The sequence below is a fragment of the Winogradskyella thalassocola genome, assembly GCF_900099995.1.
GTDB lineage: Bacteria > Bacteroidota > Bacteroidia > Flavobacteriales > Flavobacteriaceae > Winogradskyella > Winogradskyella thalassocola.
In genome coordinates this window covers 1090388-1115363 of record NZ_FNCZ01000001.1, presented here as the reverse complement: position 1 = coordinate 1115363, position 24976 = coordinate 1090388, and the positions used below count along the sequence as shown (strand labels likewise).

Sequence of the window (24976 nt, the reverse complement as noted above, 5' to 3'; positions counted from 1 at the left end):
AGGATGAAAAATATAAAAAGAATTGTCTTTTTCGCAATCACTTTAGCCGTTTGTTCAAATTTATATGCTCAAGTTCATGATAAGTCATGGCGAGATATAATTCATAAAAAAGAAGCCGCTTGGTTTGCTACACCTGAAGCCAAGCAAATGGCAGAAAATGTTCTGTTATATCAGCGTGATATTGGTGGATGGCCCAAAAATGTGCAAATGCATCATTCGCTTACCGAAACTCAAAAACAAGAACTTCTAGTCAAAAAACAGACGAATGAAGGTGCTACAACAGATAATGGAGCCACAATTCAAGAAATGTTGTTTTTATCAAAAATATATGCTCAAACACGAGATGAGATTTATAAAAATGCCTTTTTAAAAGCAGTAGATTATATTTTAGAAGCGCAATATGATAATGGAGGTTGGCCACAATTTTATCCTCTAAAAAAAGGCTATAGCACACATATTACATACAATGATGATTCTATGATTAACATCATGAATCTTTTAAAAAAGATGAAAGATAACACCGGCTACTATTCTATTCAGCCAACAAAAATGCAATTAGAAAAAATAAACGTAGCGTTTAATAAAGGTATTGATTGTATACTCAAAACACAATACAAGCAAAATGGAGTATTAACAGCTTGGTGTGCGCAGCATGATGAAAACACACTATTACCTGCAAAAGCAAGAGCCTATGAATTACCATCTTTAAGTGGAGCGGAATCAGCTCATATCGTTTTACTTCTAATGTCTATAGAAAACCCATCAAAAGAGGTAATTAATGCTGTAAATAGTGCTGTTACATGGTTCGAAAAAGTAAAAATCACAGGATTAAGAAAAGATAGGATTTATAACAATGTTGGAAAAATCGTCGACAAAAGAATGATTCCAGATGAGAATGCACCAGCAATTTGGGCGCGTTTTATGGAATTGGAGGATAATGCACCTTTCTTTTGTGACAGAGACGGCATAAAAAAAGCCTCTTTAGCCGAAATTGGAGATGAGCGCAGAAATGGATATGCTTGGTATAAAAACGATCCACAGCTTGTATTAAATAAATACCCTGAATGGAAAGCCAAACACGATTTAATAACTATTAAAAAAAATAATGATGAATTTAATATAGTTGTTGCAAAAGATGGAAGTGGAGACTATGAAACTATTCAAAAAGCTATAAACAATACCAAGTCATTTCCATATAAAAGAGTGACAATCTTCATTAAAGATGGTATATATAAAGAAAAAGTTAAAATCCACGAATGGAATTCAAACCTATCATTAATAGGTGAAAGCAAAGACAAAACAATTATTACTTATGACGATTATTTTAATAAGGTTGGATTAGGTAGAAATAGCACATTTTATACCTATACACTTTTGGTTGAAGCTAATAAGGTTGTATTAAAAAACCTAACCATTGAAAACGCATCAGGAGAGGTTGGTCAAGCAGTTGCGTTGTCCGTATTTTCAGATGAGGTTGCAGTTATCAATTGTAAACTTTTAGGTAATCAAGATACCTTGTATGCATCAGGTAAAGGAAGACAGTATTATAAAGACTGTTATATTGAGGGTACTACTGATTTTATATTCGGCAGTGCAACAGCTTTTTTTGAAAACTGCGAAATACATAGTAAAAAGAATTCGTACATCACAGCAGCTTCAACACCAAAAGATTCATTATTTGGTTACGTATTTAAAGATTGCAAGCTTACAGCAGATAAAGATATTGATGAAGTTTATTTAGGAAGACCTTGGCGAATATATGCTCAAACAGTCTTTATAAATTGCGATTTAGGAAGTCATATTTTATCAGAAGGATGGCACAATTGGTCTAAAGCAGAAGCTGAAAAAACAACCTTTTATGGTGAGTATAAAAACCATAATGTAGGATTTCAACCAGAAAAAAGAGTAGGATGGTCACATCAATTAAAAAAGCAAGAAGCCAAAAAATATACCTTAAAGAATATACTCGGTAAGTATAAAAAAGCTTCAAAAAAAGAATGGTATGAAACATTATAAGGTTTTATTCTTTTTGATTTTGATTATCTATCAATCATGTAAAAAAGATAAAACAGAATCTCAATCAGATCAACGAATACAAAATATTTCTATTTACACAATTGGAGACTCTACTATGGCAGATAAACCAAATCCTGAAGAGAATCCAGAACGAGGTTGGTGTCAATTATTACCTCAGTTCTTAAACAATAATGCCACTGTAAAAAATCATGCAGTAAATGGAAGAAGTACTCGAAGTTTTATAGCTGAAGGACGATGGGATTCTGTTTACCAACAAATGAAAAAAGGCGATTATATATTTATCCAATTTGGACATAACGATCAAAAAATTAATAATCCTAATCGCTATACCAATCCCCATACGGCTTACAGAAATAATTTAATAAAGTTTGTTTCAGAAACCAGAGAAATGGGAGCAACACCAGTTTTATTCACTTCTATAGTTAGGCGTAATTTTAACGAAGAAAAAACTTTAGTAGATACTCATGGCGAATATCCTCAAGAAGTGCGGTCAGTTGCACAGGAGTTCAATGTGCCGCTAATTGATTTGCAATATTTAACCGAAAAGCTTGAAGAAGCTTACGGAGTAAATGGTTCTAAGAAATTACATTTGCATTATGCTCCTAATGAAATCCCATATTATCCAGAAGGTAAAGAAGATAATACACATTTATCTGTTTTAGGAGCAACAGAAGTAGCAAGATTAGCTGTTAATGCTTTAAATGAAAAAGTTGAAGGTTTTGATGCTTTCACTAAAACCAATTAAAATGAAAACTCATAATTATTTTTTGTTTTTCAGTTACTTTTTAATGCTTAATTGCTTTGGACAGCCAAAACGCGAAGTCATTGAGTTATGGAACGGTGCAATTCCAAATGTGATAGAAAATCCAGAGTTCAAGGAGATTGAAATCATAAAAGATTCCGTAGTTTCTAGCTTGGAGCAAGTTAGTATTCCAGCACTAACGGTTTTCAAACCTAAACAACCTAACGGAACAGCAGTTGTCATTTGTCCAGGAGGTGGTTATCATCATTTAGCAATCAATAAAGAAGGTTATAAAGTTGCAGAATGGTTAAATACGCTTGGTATTACAGCTTTCGTTTTAAAATATAGATTACCAAATGATGCCATCATGGAAGATAGAACCATTGGACCATTACAAGATGCTCAAAGAGCTGTAAGATATGTAAGACGTAATGGTCAAAACTGGAAATTAAATAAAGATAATATAGGCATAATGGGGTTTTCCGCCGGTGGCCATTTAGCAGCAACATTATCAACTCAATATAATAAAGAGTTATATAAGGTTGAAGACGATATTAATGCAAGACCAGATTTTTCAATATTGATTTACCCTGTTATTTCAATGAAAGATTCAATTACACATAAAGGATCTAGAAAAAACTTGTTAGGAGAGTCACCTTCAGATATAGAAATAGAAACTTATTCTAACGAAACACAAATGGACGCTTACACGCCTAAAACTTTTTTAGTACATGCGACGGATGATAAGTCTGTTCCTGTAGAAAACAGTATTCATTATTATTTAGCGCTAAAAGATTATAATGTTTCTGTCGAAATACATATTTATGAAAAAGGTGGTCATGGTTTTGGTCTGGGTAGAGGAGATACTAATCATTTTTGGACAATAGCTTGTGAAAATTGGTTAAAAGCTAATAAATGGATAGATTAATTATCTAATATCACTTTTAAAAATCCCCATACTTAAACCTCTAAGTTCAGCAAGCCCTTTTAATCTTCCGATAGCTGAATAGCCAGCATAAGTTGTAGTGTTTTTTAAATCGTCCAACATTTGATGTCCATGATCTGGTCGCATAGGAATAGAGATGTTACGCTCCTTTTCAATTTTTAAAACAGTTTTTACTACCTCATACATATCTGAAGAACCTTCTAAATGATGATCCTCATAAAAACTACCATTAGGTTCACGTTTTACATTTCTCAAATGAAGAAAATGAATTCTGTCTTTAAATTTTTCTATCATTTTAGGTAAATCGTTTTCAGGATTGGCACCCAATGAGCCTGTACAAAACGTTATTCCATTTGAAGGACTATCAATGAAATTAACTAAATCATCTAAGTCTCTTTCAGATTTTATAATGCGAGGTAGTCCCAAAATATCAAATGGTGGATCGTCTGGATGGATTGCCATTTTAATTCCCAATTCTTCAGCAAGCGGAATAATTTGATTTAAAAAATAAGATAAATTTGATTTTAAATCGGCATGAGAAATACCATCATACTGCGCAATCATCTCTTTAAATTTTGGAATAGTAAGGTCGTCAACAGTTCCTGGTAAACCTTTTAAAATACTATCTTCTAAACGTTGTTTTTCTTCGGGGGACATATTATCAAAGTGCATTTCAGCATCTCTCAAAATAGAGGCATCATAGCTTTTATCTACATTTTTCCGCTTCAAGATGAAGGCTTCAAAAATCGCCATTTCTACCTTGTCAAATCTCAATGCTGTACTACCATCATTCAATTCCCAATAGAGATGTGTACGCGTCCAATCTAAAACAGGCATGAAATTATAACAAACATTTTTAACTCCACATTGTGCTATATTTTTTAAGCTTTGCTTATAATTTTCAATGCGTTTCAGATAATCGCCTTGTCTTAACTTAATGTTCTCATGGACAGGAATACTTTCTATGAATGCCCATTCTAAGCCATTTTTTTCAATGGTATTTTTTACATTTTCAATATCCTTTATTGTCCAAATCTCACCATTGTCAACATGATGAAGTGCGGTAACAATTCCTGTAGCACCAGCTTGTTTTATATTTGATAGACTAACTGTATCTGAAGTTCCAAACCATCTAAATGTTTCTTTCATTTTCTTTCTACTTAAACACCACTAAAAACACTAAAACCGCCATCAACATGTATTACTGTTCCTGTCATAAATTTTGAGGCATTACTTACCAGTAAATGCACAGCTCCATTTAACTCTTCTGAATCTCCAAAACGCTTCATTGGTGTGTTTTTCACAATGGTTTCACCACGTTCGGTTAATGAACCATCTTCGTTGGTTAACAATTGTCTGTTCTGATCTGCAAGAAAAAATCCTGGTGCAATTGCATTAACTCTAATTTTATCACCAAATTTTAAAGCCATGTCCACAGACATCCAGCGTGTAAAGTTTTCCATAGCCGCTTTTGAAGCAGAGTACCCCACAACTCTTGTTAGCACGTTCGCTACAGCCACTGAAGAAACATTAATTATTGAACCATTTCCTTGTTGAGCCATATATTCACCAAACACTAAAGAAGGTATCACCGTTCCCATTAAATTTAAATCGGTTACATTTTGGAAATCATCAATCGAAATATCAAATAATGAATCGTTTGGTGCTAAAGTTGCTCCAGGCATATTTCCTCCTGCAGCATTGATCAGTACATCTATTTTTTGCCATTTTTCAAGAATTTTAGATTTAACTGAAATTAAATTTTCTTTGTCGAGCACATCTGCTTTTATACCTATGGCGTTTTTTTCTGAAAGTTGGTTAGCAAAGAGTTTTGCTTTGTTTTCGTCTCTTCCTAAAATCGCCACTTTTGCCCCAGAATTAATAAGGTGTTTTGCAATACTAGACCCTAAAGTGCCATAACCACCTGTTATAATTATTACTTTATCTTTTATATCAAAAATATTCATATTACAATTAGTTTAAAAAATTAAAATACAATAACTTTTTCTAAAACCTTATTATATTTAAACTATTTATACCTAGGGTCCGCTAGTAGCATTTTTTTTGTTTTTAGTCAGTTTTAATACTATTTAGAACGAAACACAATTATTATAAAGAGCCTTCCAAAAATAGTCAAATGTTGTACCTGACCTTTTTTTGAAACAATTTTAAATAAAAAAATCCGAAGATTTCTCTTCGGATTTTGTACAGGTGGGGAGACTCGAACTCCCACACCTCGCGGCACCAGATCCTAAGTCTGGCGTGTCTACCAATTCCACCACACCTGCAACTATCCAATAATTATTGGGATGCAAATATAAACAATAGTTTGAATATACAAATATTAAATATTCAAGAATTCTAAATGATTTCTTAAATTTTCGAGTTGATTAATATATTCCTCTTTAAATTCATATTTTTGAGTAAAATCAAACAGTATTATGCAATCCATACAATCTTATATCAACGATAATAAAGACCGTTTTCTTAACGAGCTTATCGATCTACTAAAAATCCCATCAATTAGTGCAGACTCTGCTTACAAAGGAGATGTCCTAAAAACAGCAGACGCTATTAAGATAAGTCTAGAAAAAGCTGGTTGCGACCATGTCGAAATTTGTGAAACTGAAGGTTATCCTATTGTTTACGGTGAAAAAATAATTGATAAAAATTTACCAACTATTTTGGTTTATGGTCATTATGATGTGCAACCACCAGATCCTTTAGATTTATGGAACTCACCTCCTTTTGATCCAATCATTCAAAAAACAGAATTACATCCTGAAGGTGCCATTTTTGCTAGAGGAGCTTGTGACGATAAAGGTCAAATGTATATGCATGTTAAAGCCATGGAATACATGACGGCTAATAATGAGTTGCCTTGTAATGTAAAGTTTATGATTGAAGGCGAAGAGGAAGTTGGTAGTGTAAACTTGGCAAAATTTGTAGCTAACAACAGAGAGAAATTAGCAAATGATGTGATTTTAATCTCCGATACAGGAATGATCGCACCAGATGTACCATCAATTACAACAGGTTTAAGAGGTCTAAGCTATGTTGAAGTTGAAGTTACCGGGCCAAATAGAGATTTACATTCTGGACTTTATGGAGGAGCAGTAGCGAATCCAATAAATGTATTAACGAAGATGATTGCGTCTCTTCACGATGAAAACAATCATATTACCATTCCTGGATTTTACGATAAGGTTGAAGATCTTTCGGATGCTGAACGTGCCGAAATGGCAAAAGCTCCATTCTCATTAGAAGCGTATAAAAAATCATTAGATATTGATGCTGTTTATGGTGAAGCAGGTTATTCTACTAACGAGCGTAACTCCATTAGACCAACTTTAGATGTCAACGGTATTTGGGGAGGTTATACAGGTGAAGGTGCAAAAACAGTTATAGCAAGTAAAGCCTATGCAAAAATCTCAATGCGATTAGTACCACATCAAGAATGGGAAGAGATAACAGAATTATTTAAATCGCACTTTGAAAATATTGCTCCAGAAGGAGTAACTGTAAAAGTAACACCTCATCATGGTGGACAAGGTTATGTCACTCCAATTGACAGTATTGGTTATAAAGCAGCGTCAAAAGCGTATGAGCAAACTTTTGGAAAAACCCCTATTCCTCAACGTAGCGGAGGTAGTATTCCTATTGTGTCTCTTTTTGAACAAGAACTAAATAGTAAAACTATTTTAATGGGCTTTGGATTAGATAGCGATGCTATTCACTCACCAAATGAACACTTTGGAGTTTGGAATTACCTTAAAGGTATCGAAACGATTCCTTGGTTTTACAAGTATTTTACAGAATTAAAAGGCTAATTTATTCTTTTACAATTTTAAATATTGAAGATTTTGTTTTTGAAATAACATTAACAAAATACACACCAGAAGGGCTATTATTTAAATCTATTTCAAAGTTTTCGTTTTGAAACGTATTTGTGTAAACACGTTTACCAGAAATATCATTTACAATAATAGTCAGTTCTGTTGCTTTTAGATTTTCAATTTTTAAAATAGACGTTACCGGATTTGGGTAAAACAGAATTTCTTCATCTGTAAATTCTTCAGAAGTTAATGTCCCAAAAGTAATACAGTTACTCACCTCCATACAAGATCCTGAACTGACTTCTACAGCATAATTACCGTTGGTTGTTGGAGAAAACAATTGATTTATCGCTCCTGAAATTTCAGTTTCAGTATCACAATTAAACCATTGATACGAAGCTGCCGTTTGGTTGGCAATTAAACTAGTCCCCGTTTGAGTTACTGTATTATCTAAAGCTAACAATCCAGATTTCGTTGCCATATATGCTGCTACTAATTTGGTCATTTCTGTCATATACTGAAAATCGATATCTCCTACTCTGTCGTCAGCACTATGATAGTTTATGGATTCATCATCGGTAGACCAAGATTCTCCAACCAAGACAGCAGAATACCCTTGATTCCAAAAACGTGAATGATCACTATCTGGTGTTCCCGGATTAACTACAGTCACATCTAAATCGAAAGTATACGTGTTTAGAATACTTAGTAAATCATCTTTAATCCCAATGGAATTAGCTATATCTCGAACATCGATATCAAAGTCATTATCACCTTCTGTCCCAGGTGCGTCACCATCAAAACCAATCATATCCATATTGATAACTCCTAAAATATTATCCCTCGTATTTCCATTAGTATCATCAGCAGCTTGTTGTGCATAATAATTGGCACCTAACAAACCAATCTCTTCTTCATCCCAAAGCGCGTAAACAATAGTATTGTCAGTACATTGTTGCGACAAAATCCTTGCAACTTCTAAAACAGCCGCAACTCCTGTTGCATTATCGTCGGCACAATATTCAGCGACAGAATCGTAATGCGCACAAACGATATAAATATCTTCTGGATTGGTTTTTCCTAATTGCGTCGCAATAATATTCTTACCTGCTATATTAAAATTTTGAAATACCACATTAAGATTAGGCATTGCTGATAATCGTTCTTCAATATAGTCTGCAACCAAATCATTATTATTTTGAACACGACTGGTAATAGTTTGTGATACACCATTGATCATCGTGGCTTGCTCACCAGAAAGTTCATTAACACTCAACTGCAAATTAGAATTACTAACCGTATTAATAATATCTTGAATGGATTGTGAGAATGACACATTAAAACATAACAATGCACACAATAGGGTAAAAATAGTAGAATTCTTCATTAGGGATTTTGTTTTCTGCTATAGCAAATATAGGTGTTTCAATCCTTTAACAATTTAAAATTTTGATAATTGAATTTTTAACTCTACATTTGTAGAGTTAATTCTAAAAACGTAGAGCATGCAACTTTCAAAAACCGAAGAACAACTAATGCAACACCTCTGGAAGCTAGAAAAAGCTTTTATGAAAGATTTGTTAGAGATTTACCCAGAACCTAAACCGGCTACCACAACGATTGCGACCTTGCTTAAACGCATGATTGGGAAAGGCTTTGTAGATTATAAAACCTACGGTAAATCGAGAGAGTATTTTCCGCTAGTTAAAAAAGAAGATTATTTCTCTAAGCATGTTAACGGGCTCATTAAAACTTTTTTTAATGATAGTGCCTCTCAGTTTGCTTCGTTCTTTACGCGTAAAACAGATTTAACAACAGAAGAGTTAGAAGCGTTAAAGAAAATCATAGATACAGAAATTAAAAATCGATAATTATGGAAACGTACTTATTAAAATTTTCAGCATGTTTATGCGTATTTTGGTTAGTCTATGTGCTCTTTTTAGAACATCAGAACATGCACCGCTTTAAACGTTTTTATCTACTAAGTGTTTTAATCTTGGCATTAGCAATTCCTACCTTAACCATAACAGAATATGTAGAACCTGTAACTGCCACATTTGAAACTGCTCCTGTATATTTTCCAATGGAATTAGTTTTAGATGACACAACCATTGAAGAAGCTCCTTTCTTTAATTTAGAAACCACACTTTGGTTAATTTACGGATTTGGCGTTTTAATGTTTGCTTCACGGTTTATTATAAATCTTGTAAAAATGCAGCGCCGCATCGTTAAGAATGACAACATCAATAAACGCTCTTTTATTTATGTTTTACTTCACGAAAATATAATCCCACATTCATTTTTTAGATATATCTTTTTTAATAAAACAAGGTATGAATCTGATAACATTCCGAAAGAAGTCTTACTTCACGAAGAAACCCACGCTAGGCAATTACACAGTCTAGACATTATCATTATAGAGTTACTTCAAATTATATTTTGGTTTCATCCCTTAATTTACATTTTGAAACATCATGTAAAACTTAATCATGAATTTTTAGCAGACCAAGCCGTTTTAGAACAAGGAACGGACACTAAAGTCTATCAACATATTTTATTACAATTTTCATCAAACACTCAAAATCATCAACTATCGAGTGCCATCAATTATTCATCAATCAAAAAACGATTTACAGTTATGAAAACACAAACCTCAAAAACCAGAATTTGGCTAAGTACGGTATTAGTATTGCCAATTATTGCGATTCTTTTTTACAGTTTTGCTGAAAAGGAATATGTTGAAAAAGATAATATAAAAACCTCTGAATTATTGCAAGTTCAAAATGAATCCCAATCTGTAGAAGCATCAGAAAAATTAATGCAAGAATATCGTGATTTTATAACGAGTTATAAAGAGACCAATACAGTACATTTTAATAAATACGAAAGAGCTATAATAATTTATAATGAACTGATGTCCGAAAAACAAAGAGCATCAGTTGAAACATTTCCAGAACATCAAGAAAATTCACTCTTAAAGAATCACAATTTTTTAGAGGATTATATAAAATTATCTAAATCTAAAGTTGAACCAAATCAGCCAACTTCTGCTCAATTTGAATCTTGGAAAAACACAAAGGAATTTGCGATATGGTTAGATGGTAAAAATGTACCCAATTCTGAATTAGACAATTACTCCTTAAAGGATATTGTTCATTTCTCAGAGTCTAAAGTCTATAAGAATGCACGTACAGCAAAATTTCCGCAACCATTTCAATCTAGTTTATACACAAAAGAAGGCTTTAGAAAAACATACGAAGAAGCAGATGTGACTAAATATAGAAAACTCACAAAAACTTATTCTGAAGCTATTGGAAAATACTTAAAAGGACCTCAGACAGATAATTCTGAACTTAAGATTTTAAAAGCACAAGCTGATAAACTTTATAATCAGTTTACAAAAGAAGAATTAGAAAAGCATAATATCTTAATGGCTCCACCTGTGCCAGCCCAATATATCAATTCTAATAGTCAAGAAGAACCAATCATGGTAATTCTAATAAACAGAAACGGAGAATTATTGGTAAAGAACAATTACGCTTCTTTGGGGAGCATTGAATCGAAACTAAAAACATTATCGAAATCCTTTGATGATTCTAACTCAGTTTTCGTAAAATTCGATGAAAGTGAAGCCTCAAAAAAGGCATTGAAAAATATTATCACCTTGATTAGAAAATATGACTTTAAAATTATTCAAGCAGACGCATCTCAAATAGCACCGCCGCCACCTCCTGCTAAACAAAAAACATCTAAAGGAGGACCAAACGCTGGTGACACGCAAAGTGTATATAATCCTTCGTTTTTAGAGTATATCGTTGAGATGGAAAAAGATGGTGCTTCTTTTTATTTAGATGATGAAAAAATTTCTGCTAAAGAAGCAAAAGCTATTGCTACAAACAACAATGGCAAACGCACAAATATGACAACTCAAAAAGATTCTGACGGAAACTATTTAGTTAAACTTTCAAGTGCTCAGAAAAAAAAGATCTACGCAAGAAGTATTGAGTTAAAAGTTTTAAATGAAAATTCATATTTGATAGATGGCATAAAAGCAACAAAAGAAACATTTGTAGATGTATTTAATCAACTGCATCAAGATATTACATCTGAGGAACGTAAAAATTATATGAATATTCATGTGAAATCATCCAAGGAAATTTCGAATAAGGAAGTTTGGTTTATATTTAACTCGCTTCAGGATTACGGATTTTATCGTATTGTAGCACCTAATCAAGAAATTAATAGGGCCAAAGGTAATACGCCTTTTGCAATTGAAAGTCACATTTCTATTCAAGATAAACCAACAGATGAAGAGGTGTCTGCATATAATGCTTGGGCAAAACAATTAAAAAAAGAAACGCTGGCTGCTCAAGAAAACGAGCGCAACGGTAAAACAGCCAACTATCCTATTGTAAAACAAAAAGACTTAATTAAATATGTTGGAATCTATAAACGTATGACTTCAACACAGAAAGAAAATTCTGTAGAACTACCAATTGCGGATGATGAACTAAAGACCACGGGCTTAAAATTTCCGCCTCCTCCACCACCTACTAAATCTCAAGATTTAAAAGAGAAGATTGTAATAGGTTATTCTTCTCCTAATAAAGCCAAAGAAAATAATGCAGAAACATACCCTTCTCCAAGTAAACCTGAAGACCTAGAACCAATCACAGTACAAGGGCATCCGAGTAAATCTGCAGCAACATTAGACTATGTCATTAAAATGGCTAAAAGCAATGCAAAATTCTTTAATGAAGGGAAATCAATCTCATCTGATGAAGCTATTGACTTATTAAAAAAGCATCCTAAACTAAATATCAATGCTCAGAAAACAGATACTGAACAACCCTTAATTTATATATCCAAGAAGCCAATTCTTATCGGAGTGAAAGGAAAAGTTGGAGAACAGATGTCAAAAGAACAAGTAAGTATCATACCTTTTGTTAATGGTAAAACCTATAAAACGGGGAAAACATCAATGACTAGAGAAGAATTTAAAACTTTAAAACTGAGCACTAAAAATGGAAAAGTAACCGAATTTAAGTTTAAAATTCCAGGTCAACCAACTCAACATATAAAGAGTAATGTGCTAGATATTGATGCCCTAAAACATCTTGAAAGCGCAAAAAAAGATGATCAGCTTGTGCTGTTTGCGCTCAAAGATAGTTCTGACTCAGAGATAGCACCTATAGTTATTATTATCACTGATTAAATATAATAGTAGTTTCTTTAATTTTAAATTTTCATGAAAAAAGCCTCTTAATTGAGGCTTTTTTCACCTCAACATGTAACAAAACCAATCATTTAGCGTTCTAATAGGTAATCAATCAAAAAATCAATCACTTATGTTAAAGCAATTCTTCATCCTTTGCTCTGGCGCTGACACCGACATTTTAAACGACTGTTCCATGGGCGAACAGAACAAATATGCTGGTATTGGAGCTACGGTTTTCTTCACGGCTGTAATGGCAACTATAGCCGCCAGCTATGCACTCTTTACCGTTTTTGACAATCTCTATGCTTCACTATTTTTTGGAGTAATTTGGGGGTTACTTATTTTTAATCTAGATCGCTATATTGTTTCGACCATTAAAAAACGCGACAATATTCTAGACGAAATCCTTCAAGCGACACCAAGATTATTCTTAGCCCTTATTATTGCTATAGTCATTTCAAAACCTTTAGAATTAAAGATTTTTGAAAAGGAAATTAATCAGGTTTTACTTGAGCAAAAAAATGATTTAACGCTCGCCAATCAGAATCAAATTGCTGAACAGTTTAATCCTAAAATTGCGACTCTAGAAAGTGAAATTTCAGGATTAAACGCTCAAGTAGATTTAAAAGAAGCGGAAGTCAATGCCTTATACGACACTTACATTTCGGAAGCAGAGGGCACAGCTGGCACAAACCTTTTTGGCAAAGGCCCTGTTTATAAGGAAAAACGAGACAAACACGATGCTGGATTAGCTGAATTACAACAGTTAAAATCCGACACTAAAACAAAAATTGAGGCGATTGAAACACAAAAAGCAACGCTTCAAGCAGATTATGCGTCTAACGTTGAAACATCGCAACCCATTATTGATAATTTTGATGGTCTCATGGCACGCATTACGGCTTTAGGTGAATTACCTTGGTTACCGTCCTTCTTTATTTTTCTTTTGTTTTTAGCCATTGAAACCTCTCCAATTATTGCGAAATTACTGGCTCCAAAAGGTGAATTTGATTATAAACTAGAAGACCAAGAAACCGCAATTAAGACGTGGAGCATGCAAAAAATCGCAGAACGAAAACTACTCTTAAAAACAGATAATACCATTAACAATAGAGTTTACAATGAAATTGCTGATGAGGAAGAGGTTATGAATTACAAACGAAAGCATGCAAGAACGCTGATGCAAAATCAAGCTGATGCTTTTTTAAAACAACAAAAAGGTATTCTTTAGAAAATTAGTTGTTATTTTAGATTGAAAACAACAACCCACTCTTATGAAATATATTGTGGCCATTGCATTGGCATTATTATCTTTTAGCTGTATTAGTATTAAGGCAGACGTCACTACAGAAACAACAAATAGCGATTCTGTAGTACTTGCTGAAGCTGGAATCCGCCTTGTAATGGCAAAGCAAGAAGCCGCGTGGAATAATCATAATCTAGAAGGTTTTATGCAAGGCTACTGGAAAAGCGACTCCCTTAAATTTTATGGTAGTAAAGGCTTAACGCTTGGTTGGGACCAGACCTTAGCGAATTACAAAAAAGGCTATCCAACAAAAGCAGAAAGCGGAACATTAAGATTTGTAATTAATGATATTTCAAAAATTGAAGGAGATAATTACTGGGTGATGGGAGAGTACCACCTAAAACGCGAAGTTGGCGATGCTAATGGTGTTTTCATCATTATCTTTAAAAAGATAAATGGCGAATGGAAAATAGTAGCTGATATGTCTTGCTAAAACTAAAATCAAGTCCAAAAGAATAAAAAAACAAAGCACTTCCTAAATACCTATCTATCACCATAGATATTTAGGATATACTTTGTTTATATATGTCGGTAGAATTTCGTTTGGGTTAAGCAGCCACTACGGTATGCGAGGCCACCATGGTCTCTTTTGGTTCTTCTGATTTAAAATGCTGATACAACTCTTTACACCCAAAACCAATAATTGATAATCGTTTTGATTTTGTAATAGACTCATTATGCAATTTTGCTAAGGCCATCACTCCTGCTCTATCGATACTACTTACTTGTTCAATATCTAATAAAATATCATCAAGTTTATCAAATATGTTAGAAAATTGAGCATTGAATGTTTTTAGATTTAACTTGTTTAAAGTTCCTTTAATCTGAAAACGATTGTTGTAATTTGTAATTTGTAAGTCCATAATAAATAATGTTTTAAGTGTTCATACTAATTTGAGGCTATTAATCAGTATACTTTTTGATATTATTTAGAGGGATGACCACAATATCGGATATAACTATCTGTCTTTGTGTTATTTTCGATAAAGGGTTAATTTGAATAGACTATTCGAAACGTTATGTTCTTTTTTTCGATAAACAACAAGTTTTAAAATGGTTCATTTGTAGGAAAAATAAAACCTGAATCAATTAAGAATCAGGTTTTTGAAATTATGTTAATTAATAAATTTTAGTCTAATTTATTATCTAATCTTTTAGGTTTTCTTTACATATTCTGTGATGATCACAATTTGCTGACCATCTACTCGACCTTCAATATAGGTTTCATTTTCATGATCGAGTCTTATGTTTCTAACAGCAGTACCTTGCTTAGCAACCATACTAGAGCCTTTAACTTTAAGATCTTTAATTAGAACAACAGAATCCCCATGCTCTAAAATCACACCGTTCACATCTCTATGAATCAACTTGTTCTCATCATCTTCTCCATCTCCAGAAGCTTTAGCCAATTCTAAAAGATCTTCTTCCATGTACATCATGCCTAATAAGTCTTGCGTCCAATCGGCGTTAATTCTGTTTAGCATTCTCCAAGCCATAATTTTTACAGCATCGTGCTCGCTCCACATACTATCATTAAGGCACCTCCAATGGTTGGCGTCAATAGCGTCTGAATCATTCATTTGCTCTGTACACACATTGCATGCATATAGAACTGTTTTTAATCCGTTTTCTTTAATATCAGAAACTGTATATTCCGATAATTTTTCTTCGTTGCCGCATAGCTCACATTTGGAGCCACTGCGTTGTTGTAGTTCTCTTTCTAATGACATAATAAATATTGTATTGTGCAAATGTAAAATTATTATGATATTTCTATGGTTTTTTTAAGCAAACCTTTTACAACCACACCGTAAGACCTATTTATAACGATATTACGCTATACTTACGCCTTTTAAAATGGACATTGCATTTAAGAAGTATACCATCTATTATTGATAGTTTAACTGAGGACTATTATTTATTTTCTTTAGATAATCAATAACAGAGAATATCCTTTTAAAAAGTGTTTGTTTCACTTCTTGTTGTTCTATCGTTAGACGATTAAATTTTATGATGGCCTCTTTATTATTGTAAAATTTTTCGATTACCACATTTAAATGTTCACTATCTTCAATTATAACATTGGCCGCATTAACAAACCCTAAATGTTTTAAGTTAAACTGATTAAACATATATCGAGCGCCTGCTCTTTTAGCAGCCTCTTCAGATGCTTTTTTCTTTATCTCAATAACTGATACTTGTGTTGCGCAAGCTTCTTTTATATCGTTTAAAACATTTAAAGTACCATCTTTACTTTCATTATCTACTAAACATAATTCTATGGTGTCTGATAATTGAATTTGTTTTATAAAAAATACCTTATCGATTTCCGTTTCATTATTATGAAATATTATTATAATTCCAAGTTTCATTAATCGATGGTTTAGTTATATGATGCAACTTCTAATCCATTTGCTACGGCAGTCTTAGTAGTTTGCTTTTTAGAGCGATACACCCAAGCTATTTGTGCTAATTGCCCAACAATTTTTACAGAATCTTTCATCGATAATTTAGAACCGTCAGCATGAATCCAACGTTTTAAAGGTTGTTCACAAAGCATGGCTTTTGCCTTTTTAAGTCCGAAATGTATGCTCATTCTTTTAAAGATTTCCACATCAAAAATCCATTGTGTTACAAACTTTTCAGCGAACGCAATACCAATAACATCTTTACTGAAAATTTTAGCACCACATTGGGTGTCTTTAAAATCCATTGCTAAAATCTTTCTAATAATAAAGTTGATGGTTAAACTGATTATTTTTCTGGCCGACTCTTTAGTGATATCTGCTCCCATTCTAGAAATACGAGAACCACTGACAATTTTAAAATCTGAGTTTTCAATCGTCTTTACTAAATCATCGAAATCTGCTAAGTCCGTCGATAAATCTGCATCTAAGAATCCGATATAATCTAAATCTTCTTTCTTAGCCATGTGAAGCATTCCTAAACGTACAGCTTCTGCTTTACCTCCATTCTTTTCACAATCGTAAACCGTGATAAAATCTTCTCTTCCTTTTTGTAAATTATGAAGCACTTCTAAGGTTTTATCTTTACTGCCATCATTAACAAAACACAAATGATACCCCGAATTTTCATCCACAAAATTTAAAAACTCATCACTTAATAATCGTTCTTCTTCGTCGTAACAAGGAATAACGACTCCTACACAACGTTGTTGAATCATCACATTGCTATTAGAATGAATCGCATTATCTATTTGTGGTACACCTATTAATCGTTTTACTCTAGCACATATTTCGTTAAGACTTAACGGTTTTTTCATATAATCGTTAATCCCCAATTCGAAAGCTTCAGTAATAGTATCATCTTTAGTATTCCCAGATAATATCATGATTGGTGTGTCAGAGTGCTTTGCAATTCTGATATGTTTTACGACATCTAAACCCGAAACGCCTGGCATATTTATATCTACTATAACTAAATCTGGGTGAAACGTATCGTATAATTCTAATCCTTTTGATGCATCCGTTTCAGTCTTTACTTCGTATCCTAATTCTAATAATCGTTTCTCAAGCGGAAGCAATACTAACTGTTGATCATCTATGGCTAAAACTTTCATAATAATTGTTTTTGTTTGTTATTTACAGTGCAAAAGTACCTGAGATGACGTCCTTATTTTTTTAATTTAGCTTAACCCATAGGTAAGTGTAGACGAATGGCAGATTGCTATAGATAATTAAAAAACGAAGCCCTATTTAAATTATATATCTTTACAGTATTGATAGCCCTGACAAGGTTTTACATGAAAAACACTTCAAACAAATATTTAATTGCAGCTTTACTTATAGGTATTGCATTTCATGGTACGTCTATATTTTTCACCTTAGAAACCACATATGATGCCTTAATCCATTTGTTTTTTGCAGATCATTATGCGACGAGCTGGTTTGAACCGTGGAATTATAAATGGTACACCGGTTTTACCGTAATGAGCTATCCTCCTTTGGTGCATCAATCTATTGCTGCACTATCGTTAATTGGCGGTTTAAAATTTGGCATGTTTACCGTAGCCTTACTCGCTATTGTTTTATTTATAACTGGAGTTTATCGCTTTTCCTTATTAATCACCTCTAATAGAACAGCTGCTGGTTATGCCGCATTACTCGCTGTATTTTCTTCGTCTTTTGTTGAAACGCTTCACGTCTTTGGTCAACTTCCTAGTATCATTGGCATATCCGTATTAATGCATGCTTTGCCTGAAATCTATTTATGGTTAAAAACAGGCAAATGGCGTTATTTAGCCACCTCATTATCCTTAATTGCCGTAACCGTAACGTCTCATCATGTGACCCCTATATTCGGGATGATATTCTTTATCTTTCCATTAATAGGCATGGTGATTATGGATCATTCTAGAGACCAAGTCGATTCTGTAAAAGCCATAACCTTTAAAGTCTTTTTAAATAGTTTCTTTAAACTCTTTAAACGCATTATTAGTTTTGGGATACTGTCTTTAGTTATCATCGTGGGTTGTATTTTGCCGTATTGGATTAACTCTAAAAACAACCCGATAACACAGGTGCCAATTCCACATGGCTCGAGAGATAATTTTTTAGAAATCACCTCGTCTGGATTGGTCTTCTTTCTAATTCCCTGGGGCATCTTACTCATATTATTACCGTACATTTTTTACAGATATTATACCAAACGCTATTTGTTTTTTGGTTTATCGATGACTATTCTTATTGTTTTAGGCACTGGTGGTACCACTCCAATCCCTAGACTATTACTTGGCGAAACGGCTTTTAATATCTTAACCTTAGACCGATTTACACTTTGGGCTTCTATTATGTCTCTGCCTTTATTTGGTGAGTTTACGTATCGGTTTGTTGAAGGAGATTTAAAAACCTTAATTCAAAATAAGTTTGGTGCTATTTACCATCGGTTAATAGGTGGACTTTTAGCTGGACTCTTTTTATTCATGACGATTTTCACCATGAGTCTAAGCTATTTTAAACCCTCGCAACCACAACGCATTGAGATGCTTCCTATTGTTAATTTCTTAAACCAAGATAATCACGATCAATGGAGGTACATGACTTTAGGCTTTGGAGATCAAATGGCTTGGCTATCGGCACAAACCAATGCCATGTCTGTAGATGGAAATTACCATTCGGCAAGACGATTACCAGAATTAACCACTCGACCAATTGAGCGTTTAGAAAATTCAAAATTTAAAGGAGTTGAAGGTATTGGCTCGTTACAACAATTTTTAACCACACCAGAAAAGTATAACTTTAAGTATATCTTCTCTAACGATAAATTCTACGATCCTATTTTGTATTTCTGCGGTTGGCAACGCTTACGACAACTCGAAAACGGTATTATGGTTTGGGAAAAACTAAACGTTCCACCTTTATCATCCATATTGCCCAAAGACGATGTGGCTACATGGCAAAAAATCCTTTGGGGAATTATGCCATTTCTGACGGTTTTAATCGCTTTTGTCCTAAACATACAAATGCTTTGGATTAGACTTCTAAAAACGAAGGCTAAAAAACTTCCGGCGTACCTTAACTTTCAAAACGACTATTCTAAATTTTCTAGTGGTGTTTTAAAAATGACACATATTTGGTCCTTCATTCTTGCCTTAATTGTATGTTATGGCACTTACATATTTTACATAAAAAATGAATCGCATTATTCACCCGAAAATGTCATACTTGCTTATTATGATGCTTTAGACTTTAAAGAATTTGAAACCGCTCACAGTTTAATTAATCCTAAAAGTGATATACCCATTGCGCAGTATATGTTAGAAATATCGGTTACTGATGGGTTATTAAGTTCGTATGCGAAGTTAGATGCTATTACCACCGAAACACTAAGCAGAACAGATAGCTTAGCTAGTTTAAAAGTCTTTACCGATTGGATTACACCGCTCGAAAAAATTAAACGCGTCGATTATAAAACCCTAGTTAAGCTAGATAACAAATGGTACATTCAACCCGAGGATATCGATTTAGATTTACCACCAGACCAATTGTATTCTAGTAATTCTACAAATTATTTTAATCAAGGTAGACGACGCATCACCACAGAAGAAACACATCACGAGGATATTTTAAAGCAACCCGTTTTAGAAATCTTAAAAGCGAAGCTCGTTAAGTTTGAAAATCATTATGCCATTATTGGCGAAATTCAGAATATAGACAATGTTCCAGCAGATGTGGTTTTAAAAGGGACTTTGTATAATGATGACAACAAATTTTTGGCCACTTACAATGCTAAATATCACGTTAACCATAAGCTGATGCCAAAAGAAGTCAGTTCGTTTCGAATTAATTTTGAAGGTATTGCTTGGTCTAAAACTCAAGATTCTATTCCGAAAACCTTTAATCCCGATGAGTTTACACCTATTGAATTAGAAGAACAACCCACAAAATTTAACCTTCAAGTTGCTGGGAATATTTCGGGATCCGACTTATTTAAAAATACCACTATTACAATTTCTGAAAGTAACGACACACACCTTTCAGGAACCTTATTTAATACTGGTATTGAAGAAGTCACGATTCCACAATTATTAATTTCGTACTATGATGCCGACAAAAATTTAGTTTGGGTAGATCACCTTTTTGTAAAAGAAGGCATTAGACAACAGCGTTCGCAGACTTTTGATTTCCCTTTATTAACGAATGAAACCGTTCGGGTTATTAATGAAGATATGAGTAATTGTTTTGTCAATGGCTTACCTAATACGGCTATTGCGAGTAAAATTGTCCCGAACCGAATTCGTAATCATCACAATGACGAATTTCAGAAGATAAATCACCCTATTTATAAATTTATAAAACTAGAAATCAATACTTATATCGGAAGCCCTAATTAATGACATTTAAGTATCTCTACATATCATTCATTTCTTTACTGTTGCTAACTTCAACAGTAGTTGTTAATACTTTAGAAAGCGATGCGACATATACACTTCTTACAACAAAGCGTGAATTTATCGCTGGCGAATCTATCGCCTTAAGATTTGCGTTTACAGGCGACTCAGAAGTCTTACTCTATGCTTCTAACAGTTATGGCTCTATTTTATTAGAACCTGTGGTTAATGATAAGGAGCTCAAATTTATGTTACCTGAAGTTATGTCTAATAAATCGGGTGTATTCAACTGGCAATTACAAACAACATCTCATCCAATTTCCGGACACATAACCATTCAACCAAAATCAAAAATCGAAGCTATAGAAAGTTATTTAGGACCACCAAGTATTGAAGCTGGAGGCACAGATTACACGATGCTCGTCGTTATTCCAACAGATGATTTAGACAATCCATTAGCCGATAGCACTAGCGTTACGATAAAGCATCAATTTCTAACCAATACGTATGTATCAGACGTAATGACTAAAAATGGTTTTGCTTATAAAAACATTAGTTCTGAAACTAAAAAAGGACGAATGCTTATCAGTTCATCATGTCTAGACCTCAACTCTAAAGAATTTGATGTTAATGTAATGCCTGCTATTCCTACGGATTTTAAAATCGATTCGGAACGCATTCATGATTATGCAGATGGCAATCAGATAACGACTTTTAAAACGTCGGTAATTAAAGATCGCTATGATAATATTGTAAGTGATGGGACATTTGTTACGTTCTTTATTACCAATACAGCAGGTTATAAATCAAAAACATCTGGCACCACCATCAACGGTATGGCGAGTGCAAACATGTTACATCCCGATTTTGAAGACCAGTGGAGTGTAAAAGCTTATGTTGAAGGTATGGCGAATAGTGATACGATCGTTTTAAATTACAAACAAGCCATTTCAGATTTTGAAGTCGCCTTTTCTGAAGATAACAGAACGCTAACGCTCGGTCCTATACAAAGTTTTATGAGTCAACGTGTGCCAGATGGCTTAACGATAAAGTTGTCGATATACAAAGATGGCATGTTAGTACACCAACCCATAAAAGACACCTTTAATGGTATGGCTGAATTTTATTTAGACAAGGATCGTTACCCAAAAGGTGTGTATGACGTTGAGCTTAAAACTGCTGGCATTGTTAAATCTTACAAAACAATTAATCTATGAGTAAGATTAACAAAAACATATTAAGAGGCGCACTTTTGTTATCCTATGTTTTAATAATAGCATTGGTGATTTACGTTTTTGGCGCGGTTTACAGTTACCTCAACACAGGTGCCGATCGTAGTAAAATGCTACATACTGAAGTTAAACAAATCGATCAATATCTTCCTGAAATCACATGGCAACCTCTAACCAATGAAGGACGACCAATAGATACACAAACATTAACTGCTATTGAAAATGATTACTTAGACGGTTGGTTTGTAAAACATGTAGCTTACAAAACCAATACGACTATTGGTATTGATGATTATTACACCGAAAGTGCACGACAAAACCTGTTTAACATTATCGCGATTAATAGTAAGAACAACACTACTGTTGTTGGTACGACTTTAGAGCATCATCCTACTTTAGAGTTTTTTAGTGAAGACGGCCAACTTGTGGTTCTCACGGACAATGAGGTTATAGAATATAAACAAATCTTTAAAGACAATGCACTGATCACGGAAATTACCGAAAAATCAAGTTACAAAGTCACGCTGTTATTAGAAGATGGCTTTTGGCGTGTACGCCATATGGTAAAAATAAAGTCGGAACCTTATACTGTTTTCAATTCGACGCAACCTATTAACACAACTACAATAAACGGTATTAATTACTATCCACAAGCCACCCCTTGGGCTATGTTTGGCGATAATTTTAATCCTGATATTATAGCGTCAGATTTTGAGTTGATACAATCAACCGGACTTAATAGTATTCGTGTGTTTGTGCCTTATGAAGATTTTGGAAAATCGGATATTGACCAAAACAAATTAGCCCAACTGATTACTCTTTTAGATCTTGCAGAAACCGCCAATTTAAAGGTGATGGTAACGCTTTTTGATTTCTATGGTGATTATTCTGTCCTCGATTGGACCCTTACACAACAACATGCTAAAACAATTATTAATGCCATAAAAGACCACGAGGCATTAGCCGTTTGGGATATTAAAAACGAACCGAATTTAGATTTTGAATCGCGCGGTAAAACTTTAGTGACTGCTTGGTTAGCGCATATGATTGATTTTGTAAAATCGCAAGATCCTAATCATGCCGTTACAATTGGATGGTCTAATGCTGAAAGTGCAACCATTCTAAAAGAGAAGTTAGATCTGGTATCTTTTCATTATTATGAGGATTTAGAAGCTCTCGACACTACTTTTAAAGTTTTAAAAACTAAGATTAAAGATAAACCTATTGTGATTACCGAATACGGCCTATCATCTTACAGCGGTTTATGGAATCCTTTTGGAAACTCGGAAGACGACCAAGCCGAATATCATAAAACAATACAAACTGTTTTTTCTGAACATGATATTCAATTTATGTCGTGGACACTTTACGACTTTGATAAAATACCAAAGGAAGTCGTAGGGCGACTTCCTTGGCGACAAAATGCTCAAAAGCATTTTGGATTTATAGATGAAAATGGAATTAGAAAACCTTCTTTTTTATTTATAACTAAAAAGAAGCCTTCTGCGCAGCAGCATTAACATTAGGGAATGCTAAGCGTTTTTCATCTATGATATCTTTAAAATGTTCTAAGTACAACTCTGCAATTTGCGACATAGGATGCGCTGTGGCAGCCTTATAATTTGCCATAGCCAATTGTGATCTGTAACGTTCATTTGTTACGATAGCTTCTATGGCATTTGCTAAACTCTCTACACTTGTCGGCTCAAAAAACTCACCTATGTAACCTTCATCTTTGACTAGCAATGCTAAATCTCCTAAATCTGGCATCACCACCGCTTTACCATAGCTACCTGCTTGGTGTAAAACTCCCGAGCTTCCGGTTGTAGAGGTATAAGGAAAAACAACCACAGCACTTTCGTTAAATAAGGTTGGAACTTCGTGTTCTTCAACATAACCAGTAAAACGTACTTGAGGGACATGTTTATATGCTTCTTGTACTTTTGCTAAGTAACCTGGTACATTTGGGTTGTCTGTTCCAGCGATAACGACTTCTAAATCTAATTTTGTTTTAGCTCTAACCATTTCTACAGCTTCAATCATACCTTCTACTTTTTTGTAGGTTCCAAATTTTCCGAACGTTAGAATTTGTAGTGGTCCTTCTGGCAAAGTATAGTTGGGTTCTTCTGGTATTTCAAATGTGCCGTGAGGAATTAATTTCACATTAGGGGACAAATATTTTATCTCTAAAATATTCACGTACTTCTGCATGGTTACTGCAACGACATCCGCTTTTAAAATAAGCTTGGTTAAGCTGGTTCCTATAAATCCGTAGATCTTCTGCATGATTTTATTTGATGTAAAACCAGCACTTCCTAAGTCTACTTCTTCAAGAATGTTATGTAGTAAAACGATATTTGGTATGTTTTTCAACTTACAAATCCATGGTAATAGTAATCCTAAAGCTGCTGCTATTTTTTTATCTCCAAACTTCATAAACTGTAGATTGAATAATACAGCATCTGGCTTTGTGGTATTGATGGCTTTTGTTACAGAAATCACGTTTTTGTAGCTATTAAAAGACCAACATTCTTTTATCGTAATCTTACAACCGTCTTCCGTGAATTCAATATCCTTTGCTCCTTCTGTTCTGTCCGTTAATAAAATTAATTCTGTAACAGCTTCCTTTTGTCTAAACTGCTTTACTAAGTGATAAGCATACTCGTTTAACGTGACTTTACTTGGAGGATATGCGGTTACAATAGCTAGTTTCATAATGGTGAAATTTTAAATGTTTTAATTAATTACAATGCAAATTTGGGGTTTTAAATCTCTAAAAGTCAAGCACTTTCGGTGGAACGTCTTTTAC

Annotated in this window: 19 protein-coding genes and 1 tRNA gene; 11 read left to right on the top strand and 9 right to left on the bottom strand. The window is 33.7% G+C overall.

The window, feature by feature from the left end:
• Positions 1–3 precede the first annotated feature (3 nt).
• From pelA to BLT80_RS04675, 3 genes are read left to right on the top strand one after another with little or no spacing between them, the layout of a single operon-like run.
• Positions 4–2016 (top strand): pectate lyase, encoded by a 2013-nt coding sequence (gene pelA, locus BLT80_RS04685; protein ID WP_245710100.1) that lies wholly within the window; start codon positions 4–6, stop codon positions 2014–2016.
• Complete coding sequence (locus BLT80_RS04680; RefSeq protein ID WP_092466409.1) at positions 2003–2782, top strand: rhamnogalacturonan acetylesterase; 780 nt, start codon at positions 2003–2005, stop codon at positions 2780–2782. The genes pelA and BLT80_RS04680 overlap by 14 nt, the downstream gene beginning before the upstream one ends.
• Position 2783: 1 nt before the next feature.
• Positions 2784–3707, top strand: a complete 924-nt coding sequence (locus tag BLT80_RS04675) for an alpha/beta hydrolase (RefSeq protein ID WP_092466879.1) — start codon at positions 2784–2786, stop codon at positions 3705–3707.
• On the opposite strand, the gene uxuA is transcribed toward BLT80_RS04675, so the two are convergent.
• From uxuA to BLT80_RS04660, 3 genes are all read right to left on the bottom strand, one after another.
• Positions 3708–4874 (bottom strand): mannonate dehydratase, encoded by a 1167-nt coding sequence (gene uxuA, locus BLT80_RS04670; protein ID WP_092466408.1) that lies wholly within the window; start codon positions 4872–4874, stop codon positions 3708–3710.
• Positions 4875–4885: 11 nt separating this feature from the next.
• On the bottom strand, positions 4886–5692 hold the full coding sequence (locus BLT80_RS04665) for an SDR family oxidoreductase (RefSeq protein WP_092466407.1): 807 nt from the start codon (positions 5690–5692) through the stop codon (positions 4886–4888).
• A 239-nt stretch (positions 5693–5931) separates the two neighbouring features.
• A tRNA-Leu gene (locus tag BLT80_RS04660) sits at positions 5932–6013 on the bottom strand.
• 153 nt (positions 6014–6166) lie between these two features.
• Here BLT80_RS04660 and BLT80_RS04655 point away from each other — a divergent pair.
• A complete protein-coding gene (locus BLT80_RS04655; RefSeq protein WP_092466406.1) occupies positions 6167–7555 on the top strand; it encodes a dipeptidase in 1389 nt (462 codons plus the stop codon).
• A 1-nt stretch (position 7556) separates the two neighbouring features.
• Here BLT80_RS04655 and BLT80_RS04650 read toward each other — a convergent pair whose 3' ends face one another.
• Complete coding sequence (locus BLT80_RS04650; protein ID WP_092466405.1) at positions 7557–8948, bottom strand: M28 family peptidase; 1392 nt, start codon at positions 8946–8948, stop codon at positions 7557–7559.
• A gap of 118 nt (positions 8949–9066) precedes the next feature.
• On the opposite strand from BLT80_RS04650, the gene BLT80_RS04645 reads away from it, so the two are divergent.
• The 4 genes from BLT80_RS04645 to BLT80_RS04630 all read left to right on the top strand — a co-directional run bounded on the left by BLT80_RS04645 (position 9067) and on the right by BLT80_RS04630 (position 14518).
• Positions 9067–9432, top strand: a complete 366-nt coding sequence (locus tag BLT80_RS04645) for a BlaI/MecI/CopY family transcriptional regulator (RefSeq protein WP_092466404.1) — start codon at positions 9067–9069, stop codon at positions 9430–9432.
• A 2-nt stretch (positions 9433–9434) separates the two neighbouring features.
• A complete protein-coding gene (locus BLT80_RS04640) occupies positions 9435–12776 on the top strand; it encodes a M56 family metallopeptidase (protein ID WP_092466403.1) in 3342 nt (1113 codons plus the stop codon).
• Between the two features lie 133 nt (positions 12777–12909).
• Positions 12910–14010, top strand: coding sequence for a DUF4407 domain-containing protein (locus BLT80_RS04635; RefSeq protein WP_092466402.1), 1101 nt, complete (start codon positions 12910–12912; stop codon positions 14008–14010).
• A 43-nt stretch (positions 14011–14053) separates the two neighbouring features.
• The gene (locus BLT80_RS04630; RefSeq protein WP_092466401.1) at positions 14054–14518 is read left to right on the top strand and encodes a YybH family protein; all 465 of its coding nucleotides are present in this window, start codon (positions 14054–14056) and stop codon (positions 14516–14518) included.
• A gap of 115 nt (positions 14519–14633) precedes the next feature.
• Here the strand turns inward: BLT80_RS04630 and BLT80_RS04625 are convergent, their stop codons facing one another.
• The 4 genes from BLT80_RS04625 to BLT80_RS04610 all read right to left on the bottom strand — a co-directional run bounded on the left by BLT80_RS04625 (position 14634) and on the right by BLT80_RS04610 (position 17665).
• Positions 14634–14948 (bottom strand): STAS domain-containing protein, encoded by a 315-nt coding sequence (locus BLT80_RS04625; RefSeq protein ID WP_092466400.1) that lies wholly within the window; start codon positions 14946–14948, stop codon positions 14634–14636.
• 291 nt (positions 14949–15239) lie between these two features.
• Positions 15240–15815: a PhnA domain-containing protein gene (locus BLT80_RS04620; protein WP_092466399.1), complete on the bottom strand. Its 576-nt coding sequence runs from the start codon at positions 15813–15815 to the stop codon at positions 15240–15242.
• Positions 15816–15974: 159 nt separating this feature from the next.
• On the bottom strand, positions 15975–16457 hold the full coding sequence (locus BLT80_RS04615) for a glycosyltransferase (protein WP_092466398.1): 483 nt from the start codon (positions 16455–16457) through the stop codon (positions 15975–15977).
• A gap of 11 nt (positions 16458–16468) precedes the next feature.
• Positions 16469–17665 carry a response regulator gene (locus tag BLT80_RS04610; protein WP_092466397.1) on the bottom strand — a complete coding sequence of 399 codons (1197 nt, stop codon included), beginning with the start codon at positions 17663–17665 and terminating at the stop codon, positions 16469–16471.
• Between the two features lie 183 nt (positions 17666–17848).
• Here BLT80_RS04610 and BLT80_RS04605 point away from each other — a divergent pair, with 183 nt between their 5' ends.
• From BLT80_RS04605 to BLT80_RS04595, 3 genes are read left to right on the top strand one after another with little or no spacing between them, the layout of a single operon-like run.
• Complete coding sequence (locus BLT80_RS04605; protein WP_092466396.1) at positions 17849–20938, top strand: hypothetical protein; 3090 nt, start codon at positions 17849–17851, stop codon at positions 20936–20938.
• Positions 20938–22152 carry a hypothetical protein gene (locus tag BLT80_RS04600; RefSeq protein ID WP_092466395.1) on the top strand — a complete coding sequence of 405 codons (1215 nt, stop codon included), beginning with the start codon at positions 20938–20940 and terminating at the stop codon, positions 22150–22152. The genes BLT80_RS04605 and BLT80_RS04600 overlap by 1 nt, the downstream gene beginning before the upstream one ends.
• Positions 22149–23687 carry a glycoside hydrolase family 2 TIM barrel-domain containing protein gene (locus tag BLT80_RS04595; protein ID WP_092466394.1) on the top strand — a complete coding sequence of 513 codons (1539 nt, stop codon included), beginning with the start codon at positions 22149–22151 and terminating at the stop codon, positions 23685–23687. Before BLT80_RS04600 ends, BLT80_RS04595 begins: the two co-directional genes overlap by 4 nt.
• On the opposite strand, the gene BLT80_RS04590 is transcribed toward BLT80_RS04595, so the two are convergent.
• Complete coding sequence (locus tag BLT80_RS04590; RefSeq protein ID WP_092466393.1) at positions 23656–24882, bottom strand: glycosyltransferase; 1227 nt, start codon at positions 24880–24882, stop codon at positions 23656–23658. The genes BLT80_RS04595 and BLT80_RS04590 overlap by 32 nt on opposite strands.
• Between the last annotated feature and the right edge of the window lie 94 nt (positions 24883–24976).

Bases quoted from the DNA above. Each gene is read 5' to 3' on its own strand.
- BLT80_RS04605 (WP_092466396.1), top strand. From the start codon at position 17,849: ATGAAAAACACTTCAAACAAATATTTAATTGCAGCTTTACTTATAGGT.
- BLT80_RS04625 (WP_092466400.1), bottom strand. From the start codon at position 14,948: ATGGACTTACAAATTACAAATTACAACAATCGTTTTCAGATTAAAGGA.
- BLT80_RS04600 (WP_092466395.1), top strand. From the start codon at position 20,938: ATGACATTTAAGTATCTCTACATATCATTCATTTCTTTACTGTTGCTA.
- BLT80_RS04590 (WP_092466393.1), bottom strand. From the start codon at position 24,882: ATGAAACTAGCTATTGTAACCGCATATCCTCCAAGTAAAGTCACGTTA.
- BLT80_RS04650 (WP_092466405.1), bottom strand. From the start codon at position 8,948: ATGAAGAATTCTACTATTTTTACCCTATTGTGTGCATTGTTATGTTTT.
- BLT80_RS04665 (WP_092466407.1), bottom strand. From the start codon at position 5,692: ATGAATATTTTTGATATAAAAGATAAAGTAATAATTATAACAGGTGGT.
- BLT80_RS04640 (WP_092466403.1), top strand. From the start codon at position 9,435: ATGGAAACGTACTTATTAAAATTTTCAGCATGTTTATGCGTATTTTGG.
- BLT80_RS04675 (WP_092466879.1), top strand. From the start codon at position 2,784: ATGAAAACTCATAATTATTTTTTGTTTTTCAGTTACTTTTTAATGCTT.
- BLT80_RS04655 (WP_092466406.1), top strand. From the start codon at position 6,167: ATGCAATCCATACAATCTTATATCAACGATAATAAAGACCGTTTTCTT.
- pelA (WP_245710100.1), top strand. From the start codon at position 4: ATGAAAAATATAAAAAGAATTGTCTTTTTCGCAATCACTTTAGCCGTT.
- BLT80_RS04620 (WP_092466399.1), bottom strand. From the start codon at position 15,815: ATGTCATTAGAAAGAGAACTACAACAACGCAGTGGCTCCAAATGTGAG.
- BLT80_RS04630 (WP_092466401.1), top strand. From the start codon at position 14,054: ATGAAATATATTGTGGCCATTGCATTGGCATTATTATCTTTTAGCTGT.
- BLT80_RS04610 (WP_092466397.1), bottom strand. From the start codon at position 17,665: ATGAAAGTTTTAGCCATAGATGATCAACAGTTAGTATTGCTTCCGCTT.
- BLT80_RS04595 (WP_092466394.1), top strand. From the start codon at position 22,149: ATGAGTAAGATTAACAAAAACATATTAAGAGGCGCACTTTTGTTATCC.
- BLT80_RS04615 (WP_092466398.1), bottom strand. From the start codon at position 16,457: ATGAAACTTGGAATTATAATAATATTTCATAATAATGAAACGGAAATC.
- BLT80_RS04635 (WP_092466402.1), top strand. From the start codon at position 12,910: ATGTTAAAGCAATTCTTCATCCTTTGCTCTGGCGCTGACACCGACATT.
- uxuA (WP_092466408.1), bottom strand. From the start codon at position 4,874: ATGAAAGAAACATTTAGATGGTTTGGAACTTCAGATACAGTTAGTCTA.
- BLT80_RS04680 (WP_092466409.1), top strand. From the start codon at position 2,003: ATGAAACATTATAAGGTTTTATTCTTTTTGATTTTGATTATCTATCAA.
- BLT80_RS04645 (WP_092466404.1), top strand. From the start codon at position 9,067: ATGCAACTTTCAAAAACCGAAGAACAACTAATGCAACACCTCTGGAAG.